Consider the following 17,662-nt stretch of genomic DNA (forward strand, 5'->3'; position numbering starts at 1 on the left):
GATGGGCACATGGATAAGCAGCAGGAATACGTGCTCCGCAGTGTCGAGGAGCGGGACATCCGGTTCATCCGCCTGTGGTTCACCGACGTGCTCGGGATCCTCAAGTCGGTGGCCATCGCGCCCGCCGAGCTCGAGAACGCCTTCAGCGAGGGGATCGGTTTCGACGGATCCGCGATCGAGGGCCTGACTCGAGTGTCGGAATCGGACATGCTCGCCAAGCCCGACCCCTCGAGCTTCCAGATCCTGCCGTGGCGTGGCGCGAGCCACGGAGTCGCGCGCATGTTCTGCGACATCGCGACGCCGGACGGCGAGCCCGCGCTGTCGGATCCGCGCCAGGTGCTCAAGCGCAACCTCGACCGCGCGTCGGAGCTGGGCTTCACGTTCTACACGCACCCCGAGATCGAGTTCTACCTGCTCGAGAGGCCCGAGCCCGGTCAGCTGCCCAAGCCCGTGGACCAGGCCGGCTACTTCGACAACGTGCCGCGCGGCACGGCACACAACTTCCGCCGCGAGGCGATCACCATGCTCGAGTCCATGGGCATCTCCGTGGAGTTCTCGCACCACGAGGCCGGCCCGGGTCAGAACGAGATCGACCTGCGCTACGCGGACGCTCTCACCATGGCCGACAACATCATGACCTTCCGCACAGTCATCAAGGAGGTGGCGCTCGAGCAGGGCGTGTTCGCCTCCTTCATGCCCAAGCCGCTCGTGAACGGGCCCGGCTCCGGCATGCACACGCACATGAGCCTGTTCGAGGGCGACCGCAACGCGTTCTACGAGGCCGGAGCGGATCACCAGCTCTCCACGGTCGCGCGCCAGTTCATCGCGGGTCTGCTCAAGTACGCGCCCGAGATCAGCGCCATCACCAACCAGTACGTGAACTCGTACAAGCGCCTGTGGGGCGGAGCCGAGGCCCCGTCGTACGTGGCCTGGGGCTCGAACAACCGCTCGGCGCTGGTGCGCATCCCGACTCACAAGCCCGGCAAGGGGCAGTCCACGCGCGTCGAGTACCGCGCGCTCGACTCCGCCGCGAACCCGTACCTGGCGTTCTCCGTCCTGCTGTCCGCGGGCCTCAAGGGCATCGAGGAGGAGCTCGAGCTCCCCGAAGGCGCCGAGGACGACGTGTGGGAGCTGTCTCCCGCCGAGCGCAAGGCGATGGGATACCAGGCGCTGCCCACGTCCCTGTCCGAGGCCATCGAGGTGATGGAGAGATCGGAGCTCGTCGCCGACACTCTGGGCGAGAGGGTCTTCGACTTCGTGCTGCGCAACAAGCGTGCCGAGTGGGAGTCGTACCGCGCGCAAGTGACGCCGTACGAGCTCGAGCAGTACCTGCCCGTCCTGTAACGGGACTGCAGTGAGCACGCGGGAGATCTCGTTCGCCACCCGGCTGCGCAGGGCGGGCGTCGCCGACGCGACGCGCGCCGAGCAGATGATCGCCCAGATCGGCGAGATCACCGGGGTCGAGATCCCGGATCCCGCGGTCGCAGTCTCGTACCTCGCGGACCCGGACACGGGGCTGCTGCAGCTCCTCAGGCTCGCCGAATCCGCGCGCGACGCCGGGTGCGTCGACGATCTCGCCGCGTTGAAGGAGACCCACGCAGGTGGTCGCCTCGCAGTCCTGCTCGGTGGATCGGTGGCTCTCGGGGACTTCCTGGTGCGCCATCCCGAGTTCATTCACGATTTCTCGGACTGGCCCGAGGACGAGTCCTTCACCGAGGTCGACTCGCGGCGGGTGCTACTGGAGGCCGTGGGCGCGGACCCTGATGATGCCGTGCCGGTCGCGGCCATCGGCGGTGGCGACGCCGTGGAAGCGATGCGCATCGCCTACCGGCGCGTGCTCATGCGCATTGCGGCGGAGGACCTGTACGCGAAGTCTCCGCCGTCGCTGCTGCCGCGCGTGGGCGCGGCCCTCGCGGACCTCGCCGGCGCCGCGCTCGAAGCCGGCATCGCCATCGCGCGCGCGGACGAGCCGGACCATGCCGCCACCCGGCTCACGATCGTGGGCATGGGCAAGTGCGGCGGACGCGAGCTCAACTACATCTCTGACGTCGACGTCATCTTCGTGGCGGAGCCCGCCGAGGGAGCGGATGAGCAGCTGTCGCTGAAGGTCGCGACCCGGCTCGCGGCGGCGGCCTCGCGGGCGTGTGACCGCGCCGGCGCCGAGGCGGCGCTGTGGGAGGTGGACGCGAATCTGCGGCCCGAGGGCAAGGACGGCGCACTGGTGCGTGGGGTGGCCGGTCACCGCGCGTACTACGAGCGCTGGGCCAGCACGTGGGAGTTTCAGGCGCTGCTGAAGGCGAGGCCCATTGCCGGCGACCCCGAGGTGGGCCAGATGTACTTGGACGCTGTGACGCCGATGGTGTGGAAGGCGGTCGAGCGCGAAGGCTTCGTCCAGTCCGCTCAGGCGATGCGCCGCCGTGTCGAGGACCATGTGCCCCCGCAGGAGGCCGATCGCCAGCTCAAGCTCGGTCCCGGCGGCCTGCGCGACGTGGAGTTCACGATTCAGCTGCTGCAGCTGGTGCACGGACGCCACGACCCGACTCTGCGTTCGCGCACCACGCTCGAAGCCCTGGAGGCGCTGCGCAAGGGCGGGTATGTCGGAAGGCCCGATGCGGCCAAGATGGAGCGCTCGTACCGGCAGCTACGCGTCTGGGAGCACCGTATCCAGCTGAGGCGCATGCAGCGCACTCACCTCATGCCCGCCGACGAGGAGTCCCGCCGCATTCTCGCGCGAGCATCGGGCTACGCGACCGTCGAGTACATGGAGGAGGTCTGGCACGACATTCGCCGCGATGTGCGCGCCATGCACCTCGACATGTTCTACCGGCCCATCCTGCCGCTGGTGGCGAGCATGTCTGCGGACGAGGCCCGGCTGGACGAGGGCGCCGCACGCGATCGCCTGGCGGCCGTGGGGTTCGACGATCCGCAGGCGGCGCTGCGTCACATCGTCGCGCTCACCGACGGGGTGTCGCGCCGCGCCGCGATCCAGCGTCAGTTGATGCCCGCGATGATCGGTTGGTTCGCGCAGGGCAGCGATCCGGATGCGGGACTGCTGGCGTTCCGCAAGCTCTCCGAGCAGCTCACGGACGCGCAGTGGTACCTCAAGCTGCTGCGAGACTCGGGCACTGCCGCCGAACGCCTCGCGCGGCTGCTGTCCACCTCGAGGTATGTCACCGAAGCGCTGCTCGCATCGGCTGAGTCAGTCACCTGGCTAGGTGACGATGCCGAGCTCCGGCCCCGTGACCGGGACCGTATGTGGCGAGAGGCAGATGCCATCCTCAAGCGGTCCGACGACCCGGAGCAGTCGTTGACGGCCATGCGCGGACTGCGGCGCCGTGAGCTCGCCCGCACCGCGGCGGCCGACGTCCTCGGCCTGGTCGGCTCCGCCCAGGCCGCACGGTCCGTGACGGCCGCGGCGGACGTGCTCATCAGCGGGGCGATGCGCATCGCCCGGACCATGGTGGCGCGCGAGGACGGCGAGCTGGCGCTCAGCCTGCCCATGATCGTGGTGGCGATGGGCCGCTACGGCGGGAACGAGATGGGTTACAAGTCGGACGCCGACGTGCAGTTCGTCTTCGACTCCTCCGAGCCCGGCGCGCAGGACATGGCGGTCAAGATCGCGCGCACGATCCAGCGCGTGCTCAAGCAGGTGGGCCCCCAGCCGCCGCTCGAGATCGATGCGGCGCTGCGACCCGAGGGCCGCAATGGTCCGCTCGCGCGGTCGCTGGCCTCGACGGCCGAGTACTACGGACGCTGGTCCGACCCGTGGGAGGCGCAGGCGCTGCTGCGGGCGCGTCCGTGCGCGGGAGACGGGGAGCTGACCGAGGCGTTCGTCGAGATGATCGACAAGGTGCGGTACCCGGCGGAGCTGTCCGCATCGGCGCTCAAGCAGATGCGGACCCTCAAGGCGCGCATGGAGGCCGAGAGGCTTCCGCGGGGAGTCGACCCGCGCCGGCACCTCAAGATGGGGCCGGGCGGACTGGCGGACGTCGAATGGACGGTGCAGCTCCTCCAGCTCCAGCACGCGCATGATCACCCCGCACTGCGCACCACCATGACCGTGGACGCGCTCCGCGCGGCAGCCGAGGCCGGATTCATCGACAGCGACGACGCGGATACGCTCGAGGAGGCATGGGTGCTCGCGACCGACCTGCGAGGCGCCCTCGCGCTGCGCGGCAGGGACCGCAGCGCCGATGTGCTCCCGGGCGACGCCCGGGACCTGAAGGAGCTCGCGGAGATCATGAACGTCGACGACACCGGTGCCGAGCTTCAAGATCGCTACGGACGAGCCGCCAGGCACGCCCGCGCCGTCACCGAAAGAGTCTTCTTCGGATGGGAGAGTGGGGCATGACCGCAATGCGCACGCTGGTGTCGGCCATCTGCATCCTCGTGGGCTCGTTCATGATCGCGTGGTGGGCCATCGCGTCAGTCATCATGGGGCAGATCGACGACGGCACGGCTGTGCGCGGCATGACGGAGCGCGCTTTGGAGTCGCCGGACGTGATGGCGTCGCTGTCCTCCGACCTGTCGGGCAGGGCGCAGACGCAGCTGGCCGAGCAGGGACTGAACCTGTCCGCCCTGGGTCTGGATGACGAACTGGAGGAGGCGATCTCGCGAGCGGTCGAGACCGAGGCCTTCCGGGCGATGGTGCTCGACCAGGTCGACGACGCTCATGCTCAGGTGACCGAGCAGCTCACGGACTCCTTGCGCCAGCCCGCACCGCTGGTGATCACAGTCAACGCCAGCGACTCCTTGAACGCGCGCATCGATGAGCTCGGGGGGCTCGGCGGGGCGGTGCCGGACATCGCCGTGCCGCCCGTCGACATCGAGGTCCTCGACACCGCGCAGTTCGAGCAGGCGCGCACCGCCTACGAACGAACGGTGTGGGCCCAGCAGTGGGGGCTGTGGGTGGGAGTCGGGCTGTTGGCGCTGGGGATCCTGGTGTCGCAGCGTCGCCGCTGGTTCATCGCCAAGGCGCTCACGGTCCTGGGCCTGCTGTGCGTGGCCTTCGGTGGCGCCATCGCGCTGATCGGTCCAGAGACCATCACGACCTTCATGCCTGGTGGCACGGACGGTTCCCTCTCGACGATGTGGCGTGAGGTGCTGACGGTCGATGCCGCCACGATCGTCATGGAGCGGTCGCTGTGGATCGGCGGCCTCTCCTTGGTCGCCGCGCTCGTGGCGACCGCGCTCGGCTCGGTGCTCGGCGGGCGCAGGCGACGGCGATAGCCTGATCCCACCAACGTTGCGGGAGGCCCCAGCATGAACGCACGAGCGGTGGGAGCAGTCGCGCTGGTGGCGATCGGCGCGACATTCATCGTCGCGTGGGCCGTCAGTGTCAACGCGGTGCGCAGCATCGAGGACGGCACTGCTGGCGACCAGCTGGCCGAGAACGCCTTCGCCTCGCCCCAGGTATCCGAGCTGATCGCCGACGAGGTGGTGGCGTCACTGCGCGACGAGGTGTCGGATCCTCGGGCCCAGGCCGCCCTCATCGTTCTGGACCGGCAGATCCGGGACGCGGTGCAGGCCATCGCATCGTCCGACGTGGTCGCGGGCCTCATGAGCCAGGGCGGTGAGCGCATCCGAGACCGGTTCGTGGCGGAGGTCGCGGATCCGGCACGCGAACCTGGCCCGTTCGTGCTCAGCATCGACGTCGCGCAGGGCGTGAACTCGCGGCTCGCCGACGTGCCCGTCGTCGGCGGTGCGCTCCCCACGGTGTCGCTTCCGGTGCTGACGGTGGAGGCGATCTCCGAGCAGGCCTTCGAGGACGTGCGCTCCGTCTACGCCACGATGCAGTTCCTCGCTGCGTGGGGCGTGTGGATCGGCATCACCGCCCTCGCTGCCGGGATCGGACTCGCGCCACGCAGACGGACCTTCGGGCCGTGGGCGTTGGCGGCGGTGGGAAGCTCCCTGGTGGCGCTGGCGCTCATCGCGGGCGCCGCGGGGCCTGCGGCCCTCGCGTCGCTGCTTCCCGGCGGCCGGGACGGAGGTACGGGCATCCTCGTCGAGCAGGTGCTCGGCGGCGACACCCTCGCGCCGATCGCGGAGCTGCTCATGGTCGTCGGTGTGGTCGGCGTCGCGATCGCAGCGCTGTGGAAGGGTGTGGTGCGGGCTGCCGGCGCCAGGGACACGGAAGCGGTCGAAGGGGGCGGGCCCGGGCCAGCGTCTGCTCAGGTGAGCGCCGCGGGCGGAGGCGGCGCCGTCGACTTCCGCACCACGAGCTCGTAGGGAAGGTCCTCGTTGCCGGGCTCCGGTCGGTCGCCGTCAAGCTGGTGAAGAAGGATCTCCACCGCGTGGCGCCCCTGGACCTCCGGGAACTGATCCACGGTGGTGAGACCGAAGAATCCGGAGAGCTCGTGCCCGTCGATTCCGATGATCGACAGATCCTCCGGCACCGACCGTCCGAGGTCGCGCGCCGCGAGCATCGCCCCGATCGCCATCTCGTCGGACGCGGAGAAGATCGCCGTCGGGCGGACCCTGGGGTCGCCCAGCAGCTGCAGGGTGGTGTCGTAGCCGCCGGCGATGGTGAAGTCGGCAGTGCGCAGCAGCAGCGGGTGGGCGGCGAGGCCCGCGCCCGCCAACGCGCTCTCCCACCCTTGGCGCCGGTGTGCGGGCAGGTGGAAGTCGATCTCGAAGTCCTGGTCGCCGGCGATGTGCGCTATGTCGCGGTGCCCGAGCGCGAGCAGGTGCTCCACCGCGAGCTTCGCCACCTGGTGGTCGTCCAGGCTCAGGGTCTGAATGCCGGGCAGCGGGCCGCCGATGCCGACGACGGGCTTGTCGATGTCCGTGAGGCTGTCCAGTTCCGCCTGGTCGAGCTCGAGGCTCACAGCGATGAGCGCGTCGACGCGGCCCCGGCGCAGGAACTCGTCGAAGAGCCGCCGCCGGCGCGGGTTGTCCTGAGTGAGCCCGCCTTCGCCCACGTGAGGGTCGAGGTGGTAGAGCGTGAGGTCGTAGCCGGCGTCCGCGAGGGCGCGCTGGATCCCCTTGAGCACCGACACGTAGAACCAGCTGTCGAAGAAGGGCACCACGACGCCCACGTTGCGGGTCTTGCCCGACGCGAGGCTCGAGGCGCTGGCGGAGACCACGTATCCGAGCTCGCGCGCGGCGGTCTCGACGCGCGCACGAGTCGTCGGTGACACGGAGGGCTTCCCCGCGAGGGCACGCGAGACTGTGGCGGTCGAGACGCCCGCGAGGTCAGCGACCTTCTGGATCTTCGTCATCGGCCCTCCTCGGCCCTTCGGCGCTGCGTCAGCGCAGCATCCACACCGTTGTGTCCGGTGGCAGAGTACCCTCTGCGGGCCCAGAGGTGAGAATGCTCTCGCCCTCTGGCAGGTCGAGCGGGTCCCCGGAGACGTTTGCGATCACCGTCACAGCGCCCACAGTGAATCCCAGCACGCCGGTGGGAAGGTCTTCGATCCACGTGAGGGTGCCCGTCGCGAGCCCGTGCTCGCGCCGCAGCCGCAGCGCCACCCGGTAGAAGGTGAGGGTGGATTCTGCGTCGCCCTCCTGCTCGGAACGGGCCAGCCCGGCCCACTCGGCCGGCTGGGGCAGCCACGTCTCGCCGGTCGGCGAGAAGCCGTAGGCAGGGGAGGCCGCGGACCACGGGATGGGCACGCGGCAGCCGTCGCGCCCATAGCGCTCCCCGCCGGTGCGATGCCACGTCGGGTCCTGGCGGGCGTCGCCCGGGATGTCGGTGACCTCGGGCAGGCCGAGCTCCTCGCCCTGGTAGAGGTAAGCGGAGCCCGGCAGCGCCAGCATCAGCTGCGTTGCGGCACGTCCACGCCACAGCGCGGTGTCGGCGTCGGGAAGCCCCGGGGTGTCGGGGCCGATGCCGTGGCCTTGCGGGTTGGGTACCGTGAGCGACAGCCGCGACGGATGACGCACGACGTCGTGGTTGGAGAGCACCCATGTGCTGGGGGCTCCTACCGCCGCGAAGGCCTCGAGCGAGTCGTCGATGACAGTGCGCAGCGCCGCGGAGTCCCACTGCGACATGAGGTAGGGGAAGTTGAAAGCCTGGTGCATCTCGTCGGGCCGCACCCACTCGGCCATCCGCGACAGCGGAGAGACCCATGCCTCGGCCGTCAGGATGCGGTCGCCACCGTACTCGTCGACCACTGAGCGCCAGCGGCGCCAGATCTCGTGGACTCCGTCCTGCGCCCATGCGGGGTGACCGGTCTGCGCGCCGGCCATCGAATCGATGTCGTCGTCGATCTCGAAGTCGGGCAGGTTCGCCTCCTTCGCGAGTCCGTGAGCGACGTCCACGCGGAAGCCGTCGACCCCGCGGTCGAGCCAGAACCGCAGGATGCGATCGAACTCGGCCCGGACCTCCTCGTTGGTCCAGTCCAGATCCGGCTGCGATGAATCGAACAGGTGCAGATACCACTGGTCGGGCTCGCCGTCCTCGCGGTGCACTCGGCTCCATGCGGACCCGCCGAACACCGACTGCCAGTTGTTGGGCGGCTCCGACCCATCGCTGCCGCGGCCGTCGCGGAAGAGGTATCGCGCGCGCTCGGGGCTGCCGGGCGCCGATGCGAGCGCCTGCTGGAACCAGGCGTGCTCGCTCGACGTGTGGTTGGGCACGATGTCGACGATCACGCGCAGTCCGAGCTCATGCGCTCGCTCGCGCATCGCGTCAAAGTCCTCGAGCGTGCCGAAGACGGGGTCGACGTCGGTGAAGTCGGCGACGTCGTAGCCCGCGTCATGCTGAGGGGAGACGTAGAACGGGGACAGCCAGATCGCGTCGACGCCGAGCGTCGCCAGCGCCTCCAGCCGCGATGTGACACCTGCCAGGTCACCGATCCCGTCGCCCGAGGCGTCGGCGAAGGAGCGGGGATAGATCTGATAGATCACCGCAGTTCGCCACCACTCGGGGGCGCTGCTGGGCTGGTCGGTCATGGCCTCGTTGCTCATCGGGTCTCCTCGTCGGTGGGGTCCTATCTCCAACGATACGGCGAATGCAAGCGTTTCCGGTGCGCGGCCGTCCCGGGGACGTACGTCCCGCATGCGAGCGGCTTTGGATTTCTACGCTGGTTCCGTGGAAAAGAACTCGGCGACAGCATCGATATGAGGGCGCGCTGGCACCTGCGCGTCCATGCGATCGTGTTCGCGTGGCTGGTCGCGGCGGCAGTCGCCGCAGCCGCACACCGGGCGATCCCGTCCAGCGAGTGGCTGATGGTGCATCTGTTGATGCTCGGCGGGGTCACCGCCGCGATGCTCATCTGGAGCGCGCATTTCACACAGGCTCTGCGCCGGCGCCCGTTGCCCACGGGGCGACGTGGTGAGGCGGCCCGGCTGACCGGCCACACCGTGGGAGCGATCGCAGTCATCGTGGGTATCGCGCGGGCGGAGCAGACGGTCGTCGTCGTCGGGGCCGCGGTCCTCGGCGCGGTGGTCGCGTGGCACGCCGTCGAGATCGTCGTCGCTGGCCGTGGTGCGCTGTCGAACCGCCTGGGTTGGACCACGTGGGCCTATGTGGGGGCCGCTGGCAGCCTCGTCGTCGGGGTGGTGTTCGGCGTGCTGCTGTCGCGGGGCACCGTCGCAGTCGAGGCATCCGCGCGGCTCTACCTGGCCCACGTCTCGCTGATGATTCTCGGATGGGTCGCCCTCACGGTCGTGGCCACCCTCGTCACGCTGTGGCCCACCGTGCTCGCTGTGCGCATGCCCGAGACCGGCGTGCGCGACGGCCGCGCGGGGCTGATCGTCATGGCGGCGGGGCTCGTGGTGTCCGTCGCCATGGTGGGCGCGGGTGCTCGCCCCGCGGCGGCGGCCGGCATCGCAGTCGTCGCCGCCGGCATCGCGATCGCAGCGCGCGCCATGGTTCATGCGGCCAAGGCGCGCCGACCGGGCAGCGTGGCGGCGTGGCAGCTGGCGGCTGCGGTGACCTGGATGTTCGGCGCCACCGTGACGTGGGCCGTCGTCGTGGCGATCGCGCCCAGCTGGGACGACGCGCGGGTGCGTCTCGGCGGGGTGATCGCCGCGTTCGTGGTGGGCGGGGCGGCGCAGGTGCTGCTCGGCGCGCTGTCGCACCTGATCCCGATGGTGCTCGGCGGCGGTCCGCACGCGGTGCGCCGGTCCAGGGCCACGGTGGAGCGACACGCGCTCGCACGGCTCGTGCTCGTCAACGGGGGCGTCGCGCTGTGGATTCTTCCCACGCCCAGCCTCGTCAGGGTCGGAGGCTCCGTGCTGGCGCTCGTCGCGGCCGTGTGGACCCTTGCCGCGATCGCGAGCGCGGCGCGCACGTCCTACAAGGCCAGAAGAGAGCCGGAGGCTCAGCACGCCGGGGTGGTGCCCGCGCAGGCGCTGACGGATCGGCCACGGCTGCCCGGCCGGGGCGCCGCCGTCGGGGCGGCGCTCGCGCTGGTGATGACCAGTGCCGCCGCGGTGGCGGCGGACCCTGGGTCCACGGGGCTCGGAGCGTCGGCGACGGCCGATGCCACGCCGACGGGCCGCACTGTCGAGGTCCAGGTCGAGGCGACGCAGATGAGGTTCACGCCCGGCGACGTCACCGTGGAGGCGGGAGACCGGCTGGTGCTGCTGGTCGTGAACAGCGACGACACGGCGCACGACCTGGTGCTCGACAGCGGCGACCGCACTGCGATGATCCCGCCTGGCGACTCGGAGCGCCTTGACGTGGGAGTGGTGGGCCGTGACCTGAGCGGATGGTGCTCGGTCGCGGGGCACCGCCAGATGGGGATGGTCTTCGAAATCGACGTCGAGGGGGAGGGGCCCCTCCGCGGCCCCGTCGCTGACGTGGGCGCTGATGCCGGCGGCGCGAGCGGCGCGGCCGATCGCGTCGATCTGCAGGCCACGTCGAGCGCGCCACCACACCCCGCCGCGATCGAGCCTGCGCCATCCGGAACCGTCCACCGGGTCACGCTCGAGGTCGAGGACGTCGTCGCCGAGGTGGCCCCCGGTGTCGAGCAGCGGCTGTGGACGTTCGGAGGAGCGGCTCCCGCGCCGGTGCTGCGCGGCAAGGTGGGCGACACCTTCGAAATCACCCTGATCAACAAGGGCGACATCGCCCACTCGATCGACTTCCACGCGAGCGCGATCGCCCCCGACGAGGTCATGCGCACCATCGAGCCAGGGGAGTCGCTCACCTACGCCTTCGTGGCCGAGCGCGCGGGCGCGTGGATGTATCACTGCTCGACGGCGCCCATGTCGCTCCACATCGCGAATGGCATGGCAGGGGCCGTGATCATCGACCCGCCCGACCTCGCTCCTGTCGACCGGGAGTACGTCATGGTCCAGTCCGAGCTGTACCTCGGAAAGCAGGGCGGCACCGCGGATCCGGACAAGATCGCGGGTGAGGATCCGGACCTGGTCGTGTTCAACGGCCACGCCACGCAGTACCGCGACCACCCGCTGCCTGCGGCGCCGGGGGAGCGGGTGCGGGTGTGGGTGGTGGACGTGGGTCCGTCGCGTGCGAGCTCCTTCCACGTCGTGGGCGCCCAGTTCGACACCGTCTACAGCGAGGGCGCCTACCTGCTGGGCGGCCCTGGGCAACCCGAGGGTCCGGGCGGAGCCCAGTCGCTCGCGCTGCAGCCGGGCCAGGGCGGCTTCGTGGAGCTCGAGTTCCCCGAGCCCGGCCACTACCCGTTCGTCTCTCACATCATGGTCGACGCCGAACGTGGCGCGGTCGGTGTGTTCGACGTCCGCACCAACCACCCATGAACAGGAGAGATGACATGACCCAAGACACGGCAGAGACCACCGGGGGATGCGCGTGCGGAGGCGGCGGGTGCGGATCGGAGCAGCCCGAGCCGGCCGTTGACAGGGGCGAGCGCACGGAACTGACCGGGGCCGCGGGCCCCGCGACCGCATCGGCCGCCTCCCCGGGCGACATCGACGTGCGCGCGATTCCGCACGAGCACCGGCACGCACGTGTCATCGGCCAGGTGACGTCGCTCGTCCCTGGTGAGGGAGTGGTCATCGCCGCACCCCACGCCCCGGAGCGGCTGCTTGCGGAGATCGACGCCGACGTGACGGGGGAGTTCACGTTCGAGTACCTCCAGCGCGGCCCCGAGCTGTGGCGCGTGGCGATCTCGCGCCTCACCTGCTGCTGATGCCCACCGTGGGCGACGCCGAGCACGCCGATTCGCGTCGGCGCGTGCTGAACGTGCTCCGCGAGCGGCTCAGGCCGGTGCCGCTCGCGGAGATCGCGGCGGCGGTCGACCTGCACCCCAACACCGTGCGCGAACACCTCGAGGGTCTCGTGGCCGAGGGCAGCGTCGACACGTGGCACGAGCGATCGGGCGCGCGAGGTCGTCCGCGCTCGCTGTATCGGGTCACTGCCGCCGGCGCGCTGGCGAACGACCCGGGCGAGGACGTGTCGCGACTCGCGGGGATCGTGCTGGAGGCGTTCGGTCAGGATGAGTCGCGGGCCCGTGCCGCGACCATCGCCGCCGGGGCTCGCTGGGGAGAGGAGTTCGCTGCGACGTTGGCAGGCATCGATGCTCCGATTGATCGGCTCGTCACGGCGCTCGGAGCGGCGGGTGCCGAGCCGTCAATCCGGACGCAAGGCGCGGACGGGCTCGGGTGCGTCCACGTGGCCCGATGCCCGTTCCGCGCCTTGGCGGCGGTGCGTCCCGATGTCGTGTGCGGCATCCATGCGGCGGCCATCGAACGCATCGCGAACGGCCCCGGCCGGGAGGACGTGATCGCGTCGGTGCGCCGTGCCACCGGCCGCGAGGGCGGAGCGTGCATGGTCGACCTCGAGCGAGCGGGCGCACGCGCCCCGGCCCCCGCATCGGACGTCGTCACGCCCGCCCGGACACGCGAAAGCGGGGCCGGCCCCGAAGGGCCGACCCCGCTCCCGGAGAGCAGCTAGCGACTAGCAGTCGTAGTAGAGCTCGAACTCTCCCCGCCTTAATGGTCCTTGGTGGGTATTGGTGGCAAATGAGGACCTACCAGCGGGAACGCGCCCCTCCGTTGGTGGCGGCTTGTGCCCATTGCTGGATGTTTTGCGGACTGGCTGCGGACTCGCCGCGGACAGCGCCACCCTCAACCCCGTCCAAACTCACTTTCAGGAGAATCGATCATCATGACCAACAGCGACACTCAGACCACCCTCCCTCCCGAGACGCAGGACCGCGTCCGCGAGATCCTCCACGCGGGCCTGCGCCTGCAGCTCACCCGCGACCCGATTGAAGCGGCGCGCGCAGCGCTCGAGCCCGGCGGCTCGCTTTCCTTCTACGTGCTCGCGCAGTGCAAGTGGCGCGGCCTCGACCCCGCCCCGTACCTCGAGGAGATCGGTGTCGAGACGATCGGCACGGAGCCGGTCACCTGCACCGCGCACCGAGCAAAGTCGGGCGGCGAGGCGATCACGCACCTCGAGCTCACCGATTGCGTGGAGACTGTGCCGGCGGGCGACGGCTTGCGACCCCCGTTCAGCGACGGCTCGGTGTGATGTCCTCGATGTAGTCGGGGCAGTTGGCGTCCTTCTCGAGATGGGTGACCGCGAGGTCTGCCTTGTCTGCGGGATCGGCGAGTGAAGGCTCGCGGATCTCGCGGACGCTAGCGGTCGACCCGCATCGGGGGCACCGGCTGGGACGCTTGATGACAGTCATGTCTTTCTCCTTGTCGCGCCACCCTGGCGCCACTATCGACGCTAGCGCGCCGTGCAAGACCCCTCCCGGGCGTTGATTCTGCGGCCGGCATGGCGGCGCTTGTCGGGCATGATCACTACGGTGAACGCATGGAAGTCGTTGCTCTCGTCATCGCCGCCTTGTCCGCCGCGTTCGCCGGGCTTGCGTGGTGGAGCAGCCGAGGATCGGGGCAGGCGGCGAGCAGGTCTGCTGTTGCTGCGGAGTCGTCAGCCGATGCGTCGAGCCGTAGCGCTCGTGTGACTGAACTCGCGTTGGCACGCGATGCGGAGGTCTCCGATGTCGACTGGGAGATCGACACGGTCGACAGTTCGCCGGCTGTGCTCTCGGTCCGCAACATCGGAACCACGGAGGCGCGCGAGGTGGCGCTCACCGTGGAGCTCGAGGGCGAGCGCGTGCGGCTTAACTTCGATGCGGTGGCAGGAGGTGAGTTGGTCACGCTCGACGCGTGGGAGGTCTACCAGCCGGCGTACGAGGCGCGGCGGCGGGCCATCGAAGAGACGCCGGGTTTCATCTCGATCGCTGCCATTGAGTGGGAAGTGCGAGTGACGTGGGCGACGCCGCTAGGCACTCCCGGCAGGCAGGTCGCGTCGCTGGTTTCCTGATCGCTCAGGCCCTCCGCCGGCGCTCGTAGAGGACGATCGCGTGTCGGTTGGTGAGCATCGCGAGCTCGACGAGCATGAGCAGGTCCTGCTCGCTCTGCGTGTCGCGAAAATGGATGGTGCCGTCCGGGCCGCGGGGAGCAGACGCGAGGGCACCAGACGAGCCGCCGCGCATGATGCGTTGCCAGGTCAGCGCGTGAGCGTCGCCGCTCGTGAATCGCCAGACGAGCGCGTACTGACCGCCTCCTGACGGGTCCTCGGTGAGTAACTGACCACCAGCCCACTTGACGACGCGAGTCGCGGCGTAGCGATCCTGGACCCCGCGCGCCATGCGCTGATCACGCGCGTGCACGCGGCGTTCCTCCCACCTCGCCGCCTTCTCCCGCTCGCGCTCGAGGGTTGCGGAATCGGCGATCTCCATCGTGGCTGCGGTCTCGAGGGACTCACTCGCCATCTCGCCCGCGCGCCGGTAGTTCTCCTCGGCGAGCGCGAAAGCCCTGCCGACGCGCTCGTCACGCTTGGCGGGCGCGAGGATCCAGTACGCGTTCGCGGCGCCGATGGCTGCCGTGCGTAGGAGGGTGCCGTAAGCGGTGGGCATGGTGATGCCGTGCTCGTGCGAGTGCCAGATGCGGGCTGCGGCGTGGAGGTGTTCGCGTGCTGCGCTGATGCCGATCCACACGAGTTCGGATGCGGTGAGGTCTTTGGTGAGCGCGTCGTCGCGGGATAGTGAGGACCGGGGCTCGATGGTCGGGGGTCCTGCGCCGTCCGGGGTGTCGTCGAGGGCTTCCTGCATCCGCTGTGCGAGGCGTGCGCGGGCGCGTTCGGCGGTCATCGGTTCCATGTCTGCTCACGGTAGTGGTGGGAGCGGACACGCACACCCGCCACAGCGTGCCGCCTCGGCCCCATGGCTGACCGAGGCGGCACTGCGGGGCTCAGCCCATCCTTCCGGCGAGTTCGGTGTCACGGGCCTCAGCGGCGAAGGCGTGGGAGGTGCGGCGGTCAGCGTCATCCCGGAACGCTGCGACGATCTCGCGGGCGAAGGCCGCCAGGTCTGAGCGGCCGATGCCGCTGCCTGCAGGTCCGCCGTTGATGCCGCCTGCCGCCATGCCCTGCACACCCGGCATGCGACGCATCGCCTCAGTGAGGATGCACAGCGACCGCTGCGAACCATCCAAGGGGATGTACGCCTCATCGACGTCCATACGGTCGCCCACGACCCGCAACGTGCCCGGGGGAACCACCTGTGCGATGGGATCCATGGGGGTGCCCAGCACGCCACCGGCCGCCATGGGCTTCACGATGTGCCCGGTAGCGTTACCGAACACGTACCCGTCGGCATAGGGTCCGGGCTGCTGGACCTGCATGTACGCCTGGATCACGCGCCCCTGGTTCCTCGCAAAGAACCCGTTGACCTTCGCCTGCGCGTTGTCAGTGTTCGCGATGACGTCGGTGATGATCTCGTCCGGGACCAGCCCGTACTCGGCGATGAGGTCGTTGATCTGGTCCTCGGTCAGCCCAAGCGCCGCGAGCTGCTCGCGCAGCGCCGTCTCGGAGCGGTTCAGCGACGCCTTCATCTCATCGTTCGACGCACCCGCGACGAGAGCAGCCTCCGCCTCAGCCTCCAAAGACGACTTGACGTTCTTGAGCTGCTCGTCGAGTTCCTCACCGGACCCGTGGAGCGCGTCGATCTCGTTCGCGAGCTGCACCTGCGCGTCATGGACCTCGGCCTCCCACACGAGCTGGTTGCCGACTTCGTTGAGGCGCTCCTGCAACGGGTCGAGACCGTTCTCGATGAGGTTCTCCCGCATCCCGTCCGCGAGCCCCTCAGCGTCCTCGCCCGCGGTGGCCATGTTGGCTGAGAACCCCTCGAGCGATTCGATCTCGTCGTCGAGGTCGATGAACGGGGACTTGTTCAGGCCGTGCAGCATCTCGATGGTCGCGTCCAGCAGCGTCCGCATAGGCCCCGAGATGAAGTCGCCCACCGACTCGGTGGCGCCGGCGATGCCGTTCACGAAGCCGCGACCGATGTCGATGCCACCGTTCGCGACACCGAGGAGGAACTCCATGATCGGTGCCCGGTTCTCCGTCACGTACTGCGACCACTCCTCAAGCTGCGGCCCGAACGCCCCAGCGAGCGCACCCTTGATCCCGTCGGTCGCGACCTCGATGTTTCGCTTCGCCGTCTCGATGTCGTTCTGCGCGTTGTCCGTCAGCGCCGACATCGCGGACTCCGCTGCGCCCTCCACGGTGCCGAGGTCCGCGGCGACGGTCTTGAGGTCCAAGGCGTAGAGCGAATCACCGAGGTCTTCGGCCTTCGTGCCGAACAGCTCGACCGCAGCCTCGTTCCGCTTGACCGGGTCCTCGATGTCGCGCAGTCCGTCAAGGACTTCCTGCAGGCCCTCGCGTGCGCCCTCGCCGCCGGCAGCGATCTTGGCGGTCATGTCCTCCGCAGACAGCCCGATGCGCTCATACCCCGCGGCCGACGCATCGGATGCGTCGGTGGCCCGGATCTGGAACTCTTTCAGTGCGTCTGCGACGAAGTCCGCGTTACGGGCACCCGCTTCGAGGCCCTGGTTGATGAGCCCCGTCGCCTCAGCGCCGTCGATGCCAAGGCGGTCGAACAGGGCAGGGTATTCGGTGAGGGTGTCGAGCCAGTCGTCCCCGATGTCGTTGCCGGCCTGGAAGCCCTTGACGATGACGTCGAATGCACCGGCGGCGTCTTCCGCGAGGCCGGTGCGCAGCAGTGCGGCGGTGGCGCGTGCGACGCCGGCGACGTCCTGCCCGATGACGTCCGCGACACCGGCGAGCGACGAGATGATCTTCTGCGAGTCCCGCGCGGTCGCGTCGGGGTCGAGCAGGCCACCCTGGATCGCTTGCCGGGCGATGTCCATGTTCGATGCGATCGACTCGCCCCAGTTGTCCGCATACGCCTCACCCGATGCGCGGGCCAGCTTCCCCACGGTGACGGGGTCGAGACCGGTTTCGGCCATGAGGCGGTCGCCTCGCGCCTCGACCGCGAGGCCGTCCTCGAGGGCGTCGACGAAGCCCTTTGCGGCGGTGATGCCGAGGATGCCCACGGCGCCCGCGATGGGGATGGTCGCGAGAGCACCGACGATGCCGGCAGACATGCCGTCTCCGGCGTCGTCACCGGCCTTGCGTCCGCTCGCGCCGGCTTCGTCCTCGATGTCGTCGAGCGCGCGTGCTGCGCCGCCGGTGTCCGCGTCGACCTGGAACTCGCTGTCGGGCAGGGAGCGGGCCGATGCTTCGACACGGTCCATGCTGGCAAGTGCGGACGTGGCGTTGGCGTCGACGTGCAGTTCCGTGCGGGTGCCGTCGAGGGCTCGCTGGCGCTGCTCGACACGGTTCGCGCCCTGCTCGAAGGGCTGGAGGTTGGCGGTGAACAAGCTTTCGAGTTCGGCGACTCTGAGGCTCATGGCGGTGCCTTTCGGTTGAGGT

At 69.8% G+C, this 17,662-nt stretch carries 14 protein-coding genes; 9 read left to right on the top strand and 5 right to left on the bottom strand.

Translation table 11 applies throughout. From position 1 onward, the window contains the following. Positions 1-9 precede the first annotated feature (9 nt). From ACNI14_RS12145 to ACNI14_RS12160, 4 genes are read left to right on the top strand one after another with little or no spacing between them, the layout of a single operon-like run. Positions 10-1,344 carry a glutamine synthetase family protein gene (locus ACNI14_RS12145; protein WP_420520304.1) on the top strand — a complete coding sequence of 445 codons (1,335 nt, stop codon included), beginning with the start codon at positions 10-12 and terminating at the stop codon, positions 1,342-1,344. Between the two features lie 10 nt (positions 1,345-1,354). Further along, on the top strand, positions 1,355-4,351 hold the full coding sequence (locus tag ACNI14_RS12150) for a bifunctional [glutamine synthetase] adenylyltransferase/[glutamine synthetase]-adenylyl-L-tyrosine phosphorylase (RefSeq protein WP_420520305.1): 2,997 nt from the start codon (positions 1,355-1,357) through the stop codon (positions 4,349-4,351). Continuing rightward, positions 4,348-5,229 carry a hypothetical protein gene (locus ACNI14_RS12155; RefSeq protein ID WP_420520306.1) on the top strand — a complete coding sequence of 294 codons (882 nt, stop codon included), beginning with the start codon at positions 4,348-4,350 and terminating at the stop codon, positions 5,227-5,229. Before ACNI14_RS12150 ends, ACNI14_RS12155 begins: the two co-directional genes overlap by 4 nt. 33 nt (positions 5,230-5,262) lie before the next feature. Beyond that, positions 5,263-6,228: a hypothetical protein gene (locus ACNI14_RS12160; protein ID WP_420520307.1), complete on the top strand. Its 966-nt coding sequence runs from the start codon at positions 5,263-5,265 to the stop codon at positions 6,226-6,228. On the opposite strand, the gene ACNI14_RS12165 is transcribed toward ACNI14_RS12160, so the two are convergent. Then, on the bottom strand, positions 6,171-7,220 hold the full coding sequence (locus tag ACNI14_RS12165) for a LacI family DNA-binding transcriptional regulator (protein ID WP_420520308.1): 1,050 nt from the start codon (positions 7,218-7,220) through the stop codon (positions 6,171-6,173). The genes ACNI14_RS12160 and ACNI14_RS12165 overlap by 58 nt on opposite strands. Before the next feature lie 28 nt (positions 7,221-7,248). Next, positions 7,249-8,910, bottom strand: a complete 1,662-nt coding sequence (locus ACNI14_RS12170; RefSeq protein WP_420520309.1) for a glycoside hydrolase family 13 protein — start codon at positions 8,908-8,910, stop codon at positions 7,249-7,251. Positions 8,911-9,063: 153 nt separating this feature from the next. Here ACNI14_RS12170 and ACNI14_RS12175 point away from each other — a divergent pair, with 153 nt between their 5' ends. From ACNI14_RS12175 to ACNI14_RS12190, 4 genes are all read left to right on the top strand, one after another. Continuing rightward, complete coding sequence (locus tag ACNI14_RS12175) at positions 9,064-11,673, top strand: multicopper oxidase domain-containing protein (RefSeq protein WP_420520310.1); 2,610 nt, start codon at positions 9,064-9,066, stop codon at positions 11,671-11,673. A 14-nt stretch (positions 11,674-11,687) separates the two neighbouring features. Further along, positions 11,688-12,065, top strand: coding sequence for a DUF2249 domain-containing protein (locus ACNI14_RS12180; RefSeq protein WP_420520311.1), 378 nt, complete (start codon positions 11,688-11,690; stop codon positions 12,063-12,065). Beyond that, a complete protein-coding gene (locus ACNI14_RS12185) occupies positions 12,065-12,829 on the top strand; it encodes a helix-turn-helix transcriptional regulator (RefSeq protein ID WP_420520312.1) in 765 nt (254 codons plus the stop codon). Before ACNI14_RS12180 ends, ACNI14_RS12185 begins: the two co-directional genes overlap by 1 nt. A gap of 213 nt (positions 12,830-13,042) precedes the next feature. Further along, on the top strand, positions 13,043-13,408 hold the full coding sequence (locus tag ACNI14_RS12190; protein WP_420520313.1) for a hypothetical protein: 366 nt from the start codon (positions 13,043-13,045) through the stop codon (positions 13,406-13,408). Here the strand turns inward: ACNI14_RS12190 and ACNI14_RS12195 are convergent. Then, positions 13,389-13,568 carry a hypothetical protein gene (locus ACNI14_RS12195; protein ID WP_420520314.1) on the bottom strand — a complete coding sequence of 60 codons (180 nt, stop codon included), beginning with the start codon at positions 13,566-13,568 and terminating at the stop codon, positions 13,389-13,391. The two genes, ACNI14_RS12190 and ACNI14_RS12195, sit on opposite strands and share 20 nt — an antisense overlap. Before the next feature lie 89 nt (positions 13,569-13,657). Here ACNI14_RS12195 and ACNI14_RS12200 point away from each other — a divergent pair, with 89 nt between their 5' ends. Next, entirely contained in the window at positions 13,658-14,209 is a 552-nt protein-coding gene (locus ACNI14_RS12200) for a hypothetical protein (RefSeq protein ID WP_420520315.1), read from the top strand. A gap of 4 nt (positions 14,210-14,213) precedes the next feature. Here the strand turns inward: ACNI14_RS12200 and ACNI14_RS12205 are convergent, their stop codons facing one another. Next, positions 14,214-15,047 carry a hypothetical protein gene (locus ACNI14_RS12205; RefSeq protein ID WP_420520316.1) on the bottom strand — a complete coding sequence of 278 codons (834 nt, stop codon included), beginning with the start codon at positions 15,045-15,047 and terminating at the stop codon, positions 14,214-14,216. Between the two features lie 91 nt (positions 15,048-15,138). Next, positions 15,139-17,640, bottom strand: coding sequence for a phage tail tape measure protein (locus ACNI14_RS12210; RefSeq protein WP_420520317.1), 2,502 nt, complete (start codon positions 17,638-17,640; stop codon positions 15,139-15,141). Positions 17,641-17,662: the final 22 nt, after the last annotated feature.

The organism is Demequina pilifera, assembly GCF_048814985.1.
Lineage (GTDB): Bacteria > Actinomycetota > Actinomycetes > Actinomycetales > Demequinaceae > Demequina.

Excerpts from the sequence above, each read along its gene's own strand:
- ACNI14_RS12155 (WP_420520306.1), top strand. The coding sequence starts at position 4,348 with ATGACCGCAATGCGCACGCTGGTGTCGGCCATCTGCATCCTCGTGGGC.
- ACNI14_RS12145 (WP_420520304.1), top strand. The coding sequence starts at position 10 with ATGGATAAGCAGCAGGAATACGTGCTCCGCAGTGTCGAGGAGCGGGAC.
- ACNI14_RS12160 (WP_420520307.1), top strand. The coding sequence starts at position 5,263 with ATGAACGCACGAGCGGTGGGAGCAGTCGCGCTGGTGGCGATCGGCGCG.
- ACNI14_RS12175 (WP_420520310.1), top strand. The coding sequence starts at position 9,064 with ATGAGGGCGCGCTGGCACCTGCGCGTCCATGCGATCGTGTTCGCGTGG.
- ACNI14_RS12205 (WP_420520316.1), bottom strand. The coding sequence starts at position 15,047 with ATGGAACCGATGACCGCCGAACGCGCCCGCGCACGCCTCGCACAGCGG.
- ACNI14_RS12180 (WP_420520311.1), top strand. The coding sequence starts at position 11,688 with ATGACCCAAGACACGGCAGAGACCACCGGGGGATGCGCGTGCGGAGGC.
- ACNI14_RS12185 (WP_420520312.1), top strand. The coding sequence starts at position 12,065 with ATGCCCACCGTGGGCGACGCCGAGCACGCCGATTCGCGTCGGCGCGTG.
- ACNI14_RS12165 (WP_420520308.1), bottom strand. The coding sequence starts at position 7,220 with ATGACGAAGATCCAGAAGGTCGCTGACCTCGCGGGCGTCTCGACCGCC.
- ACNI14_RS12190 (WP_420520313.1), top strand. The coding sequence starts at position 13,043 with ATGACCAACAGCGACACTCAGACCACCCTCCCTCCCGAGACGCAGGAC.
- ACNI14_RS12210 (WP_420520317.1), bottom strand. The coding sequence starts at position 17,640 with ATGAGCCTCAGAGTCGCCGAACTCGAAAGCTTGTTCACCGCCAACCTC.
- ACNI14_RS12200 (WP_420520315.1), top strand. The coding sequence starts at position 13,658 with ATGGCGGCGCTTGTCGGGCATGATCACTACGGTGAACGCATGGAAGTC.
- ACNI14_RS12170 (WP_420520309.1), bottom strand. The coding sequence starts at position 8,910 with ATGAGCAACGAGGCCATGACCGACCAGCCCAGCAGCGCCCCCGAGTGG.
- ACNI14_RS12195 (WP_420520314.1), bottom strand. The coding sequence starts at position 13,568 with ATGACTGTCATCAAGCGTCCCAGCCGGTGCCCCCGATGCGGGTCGACC.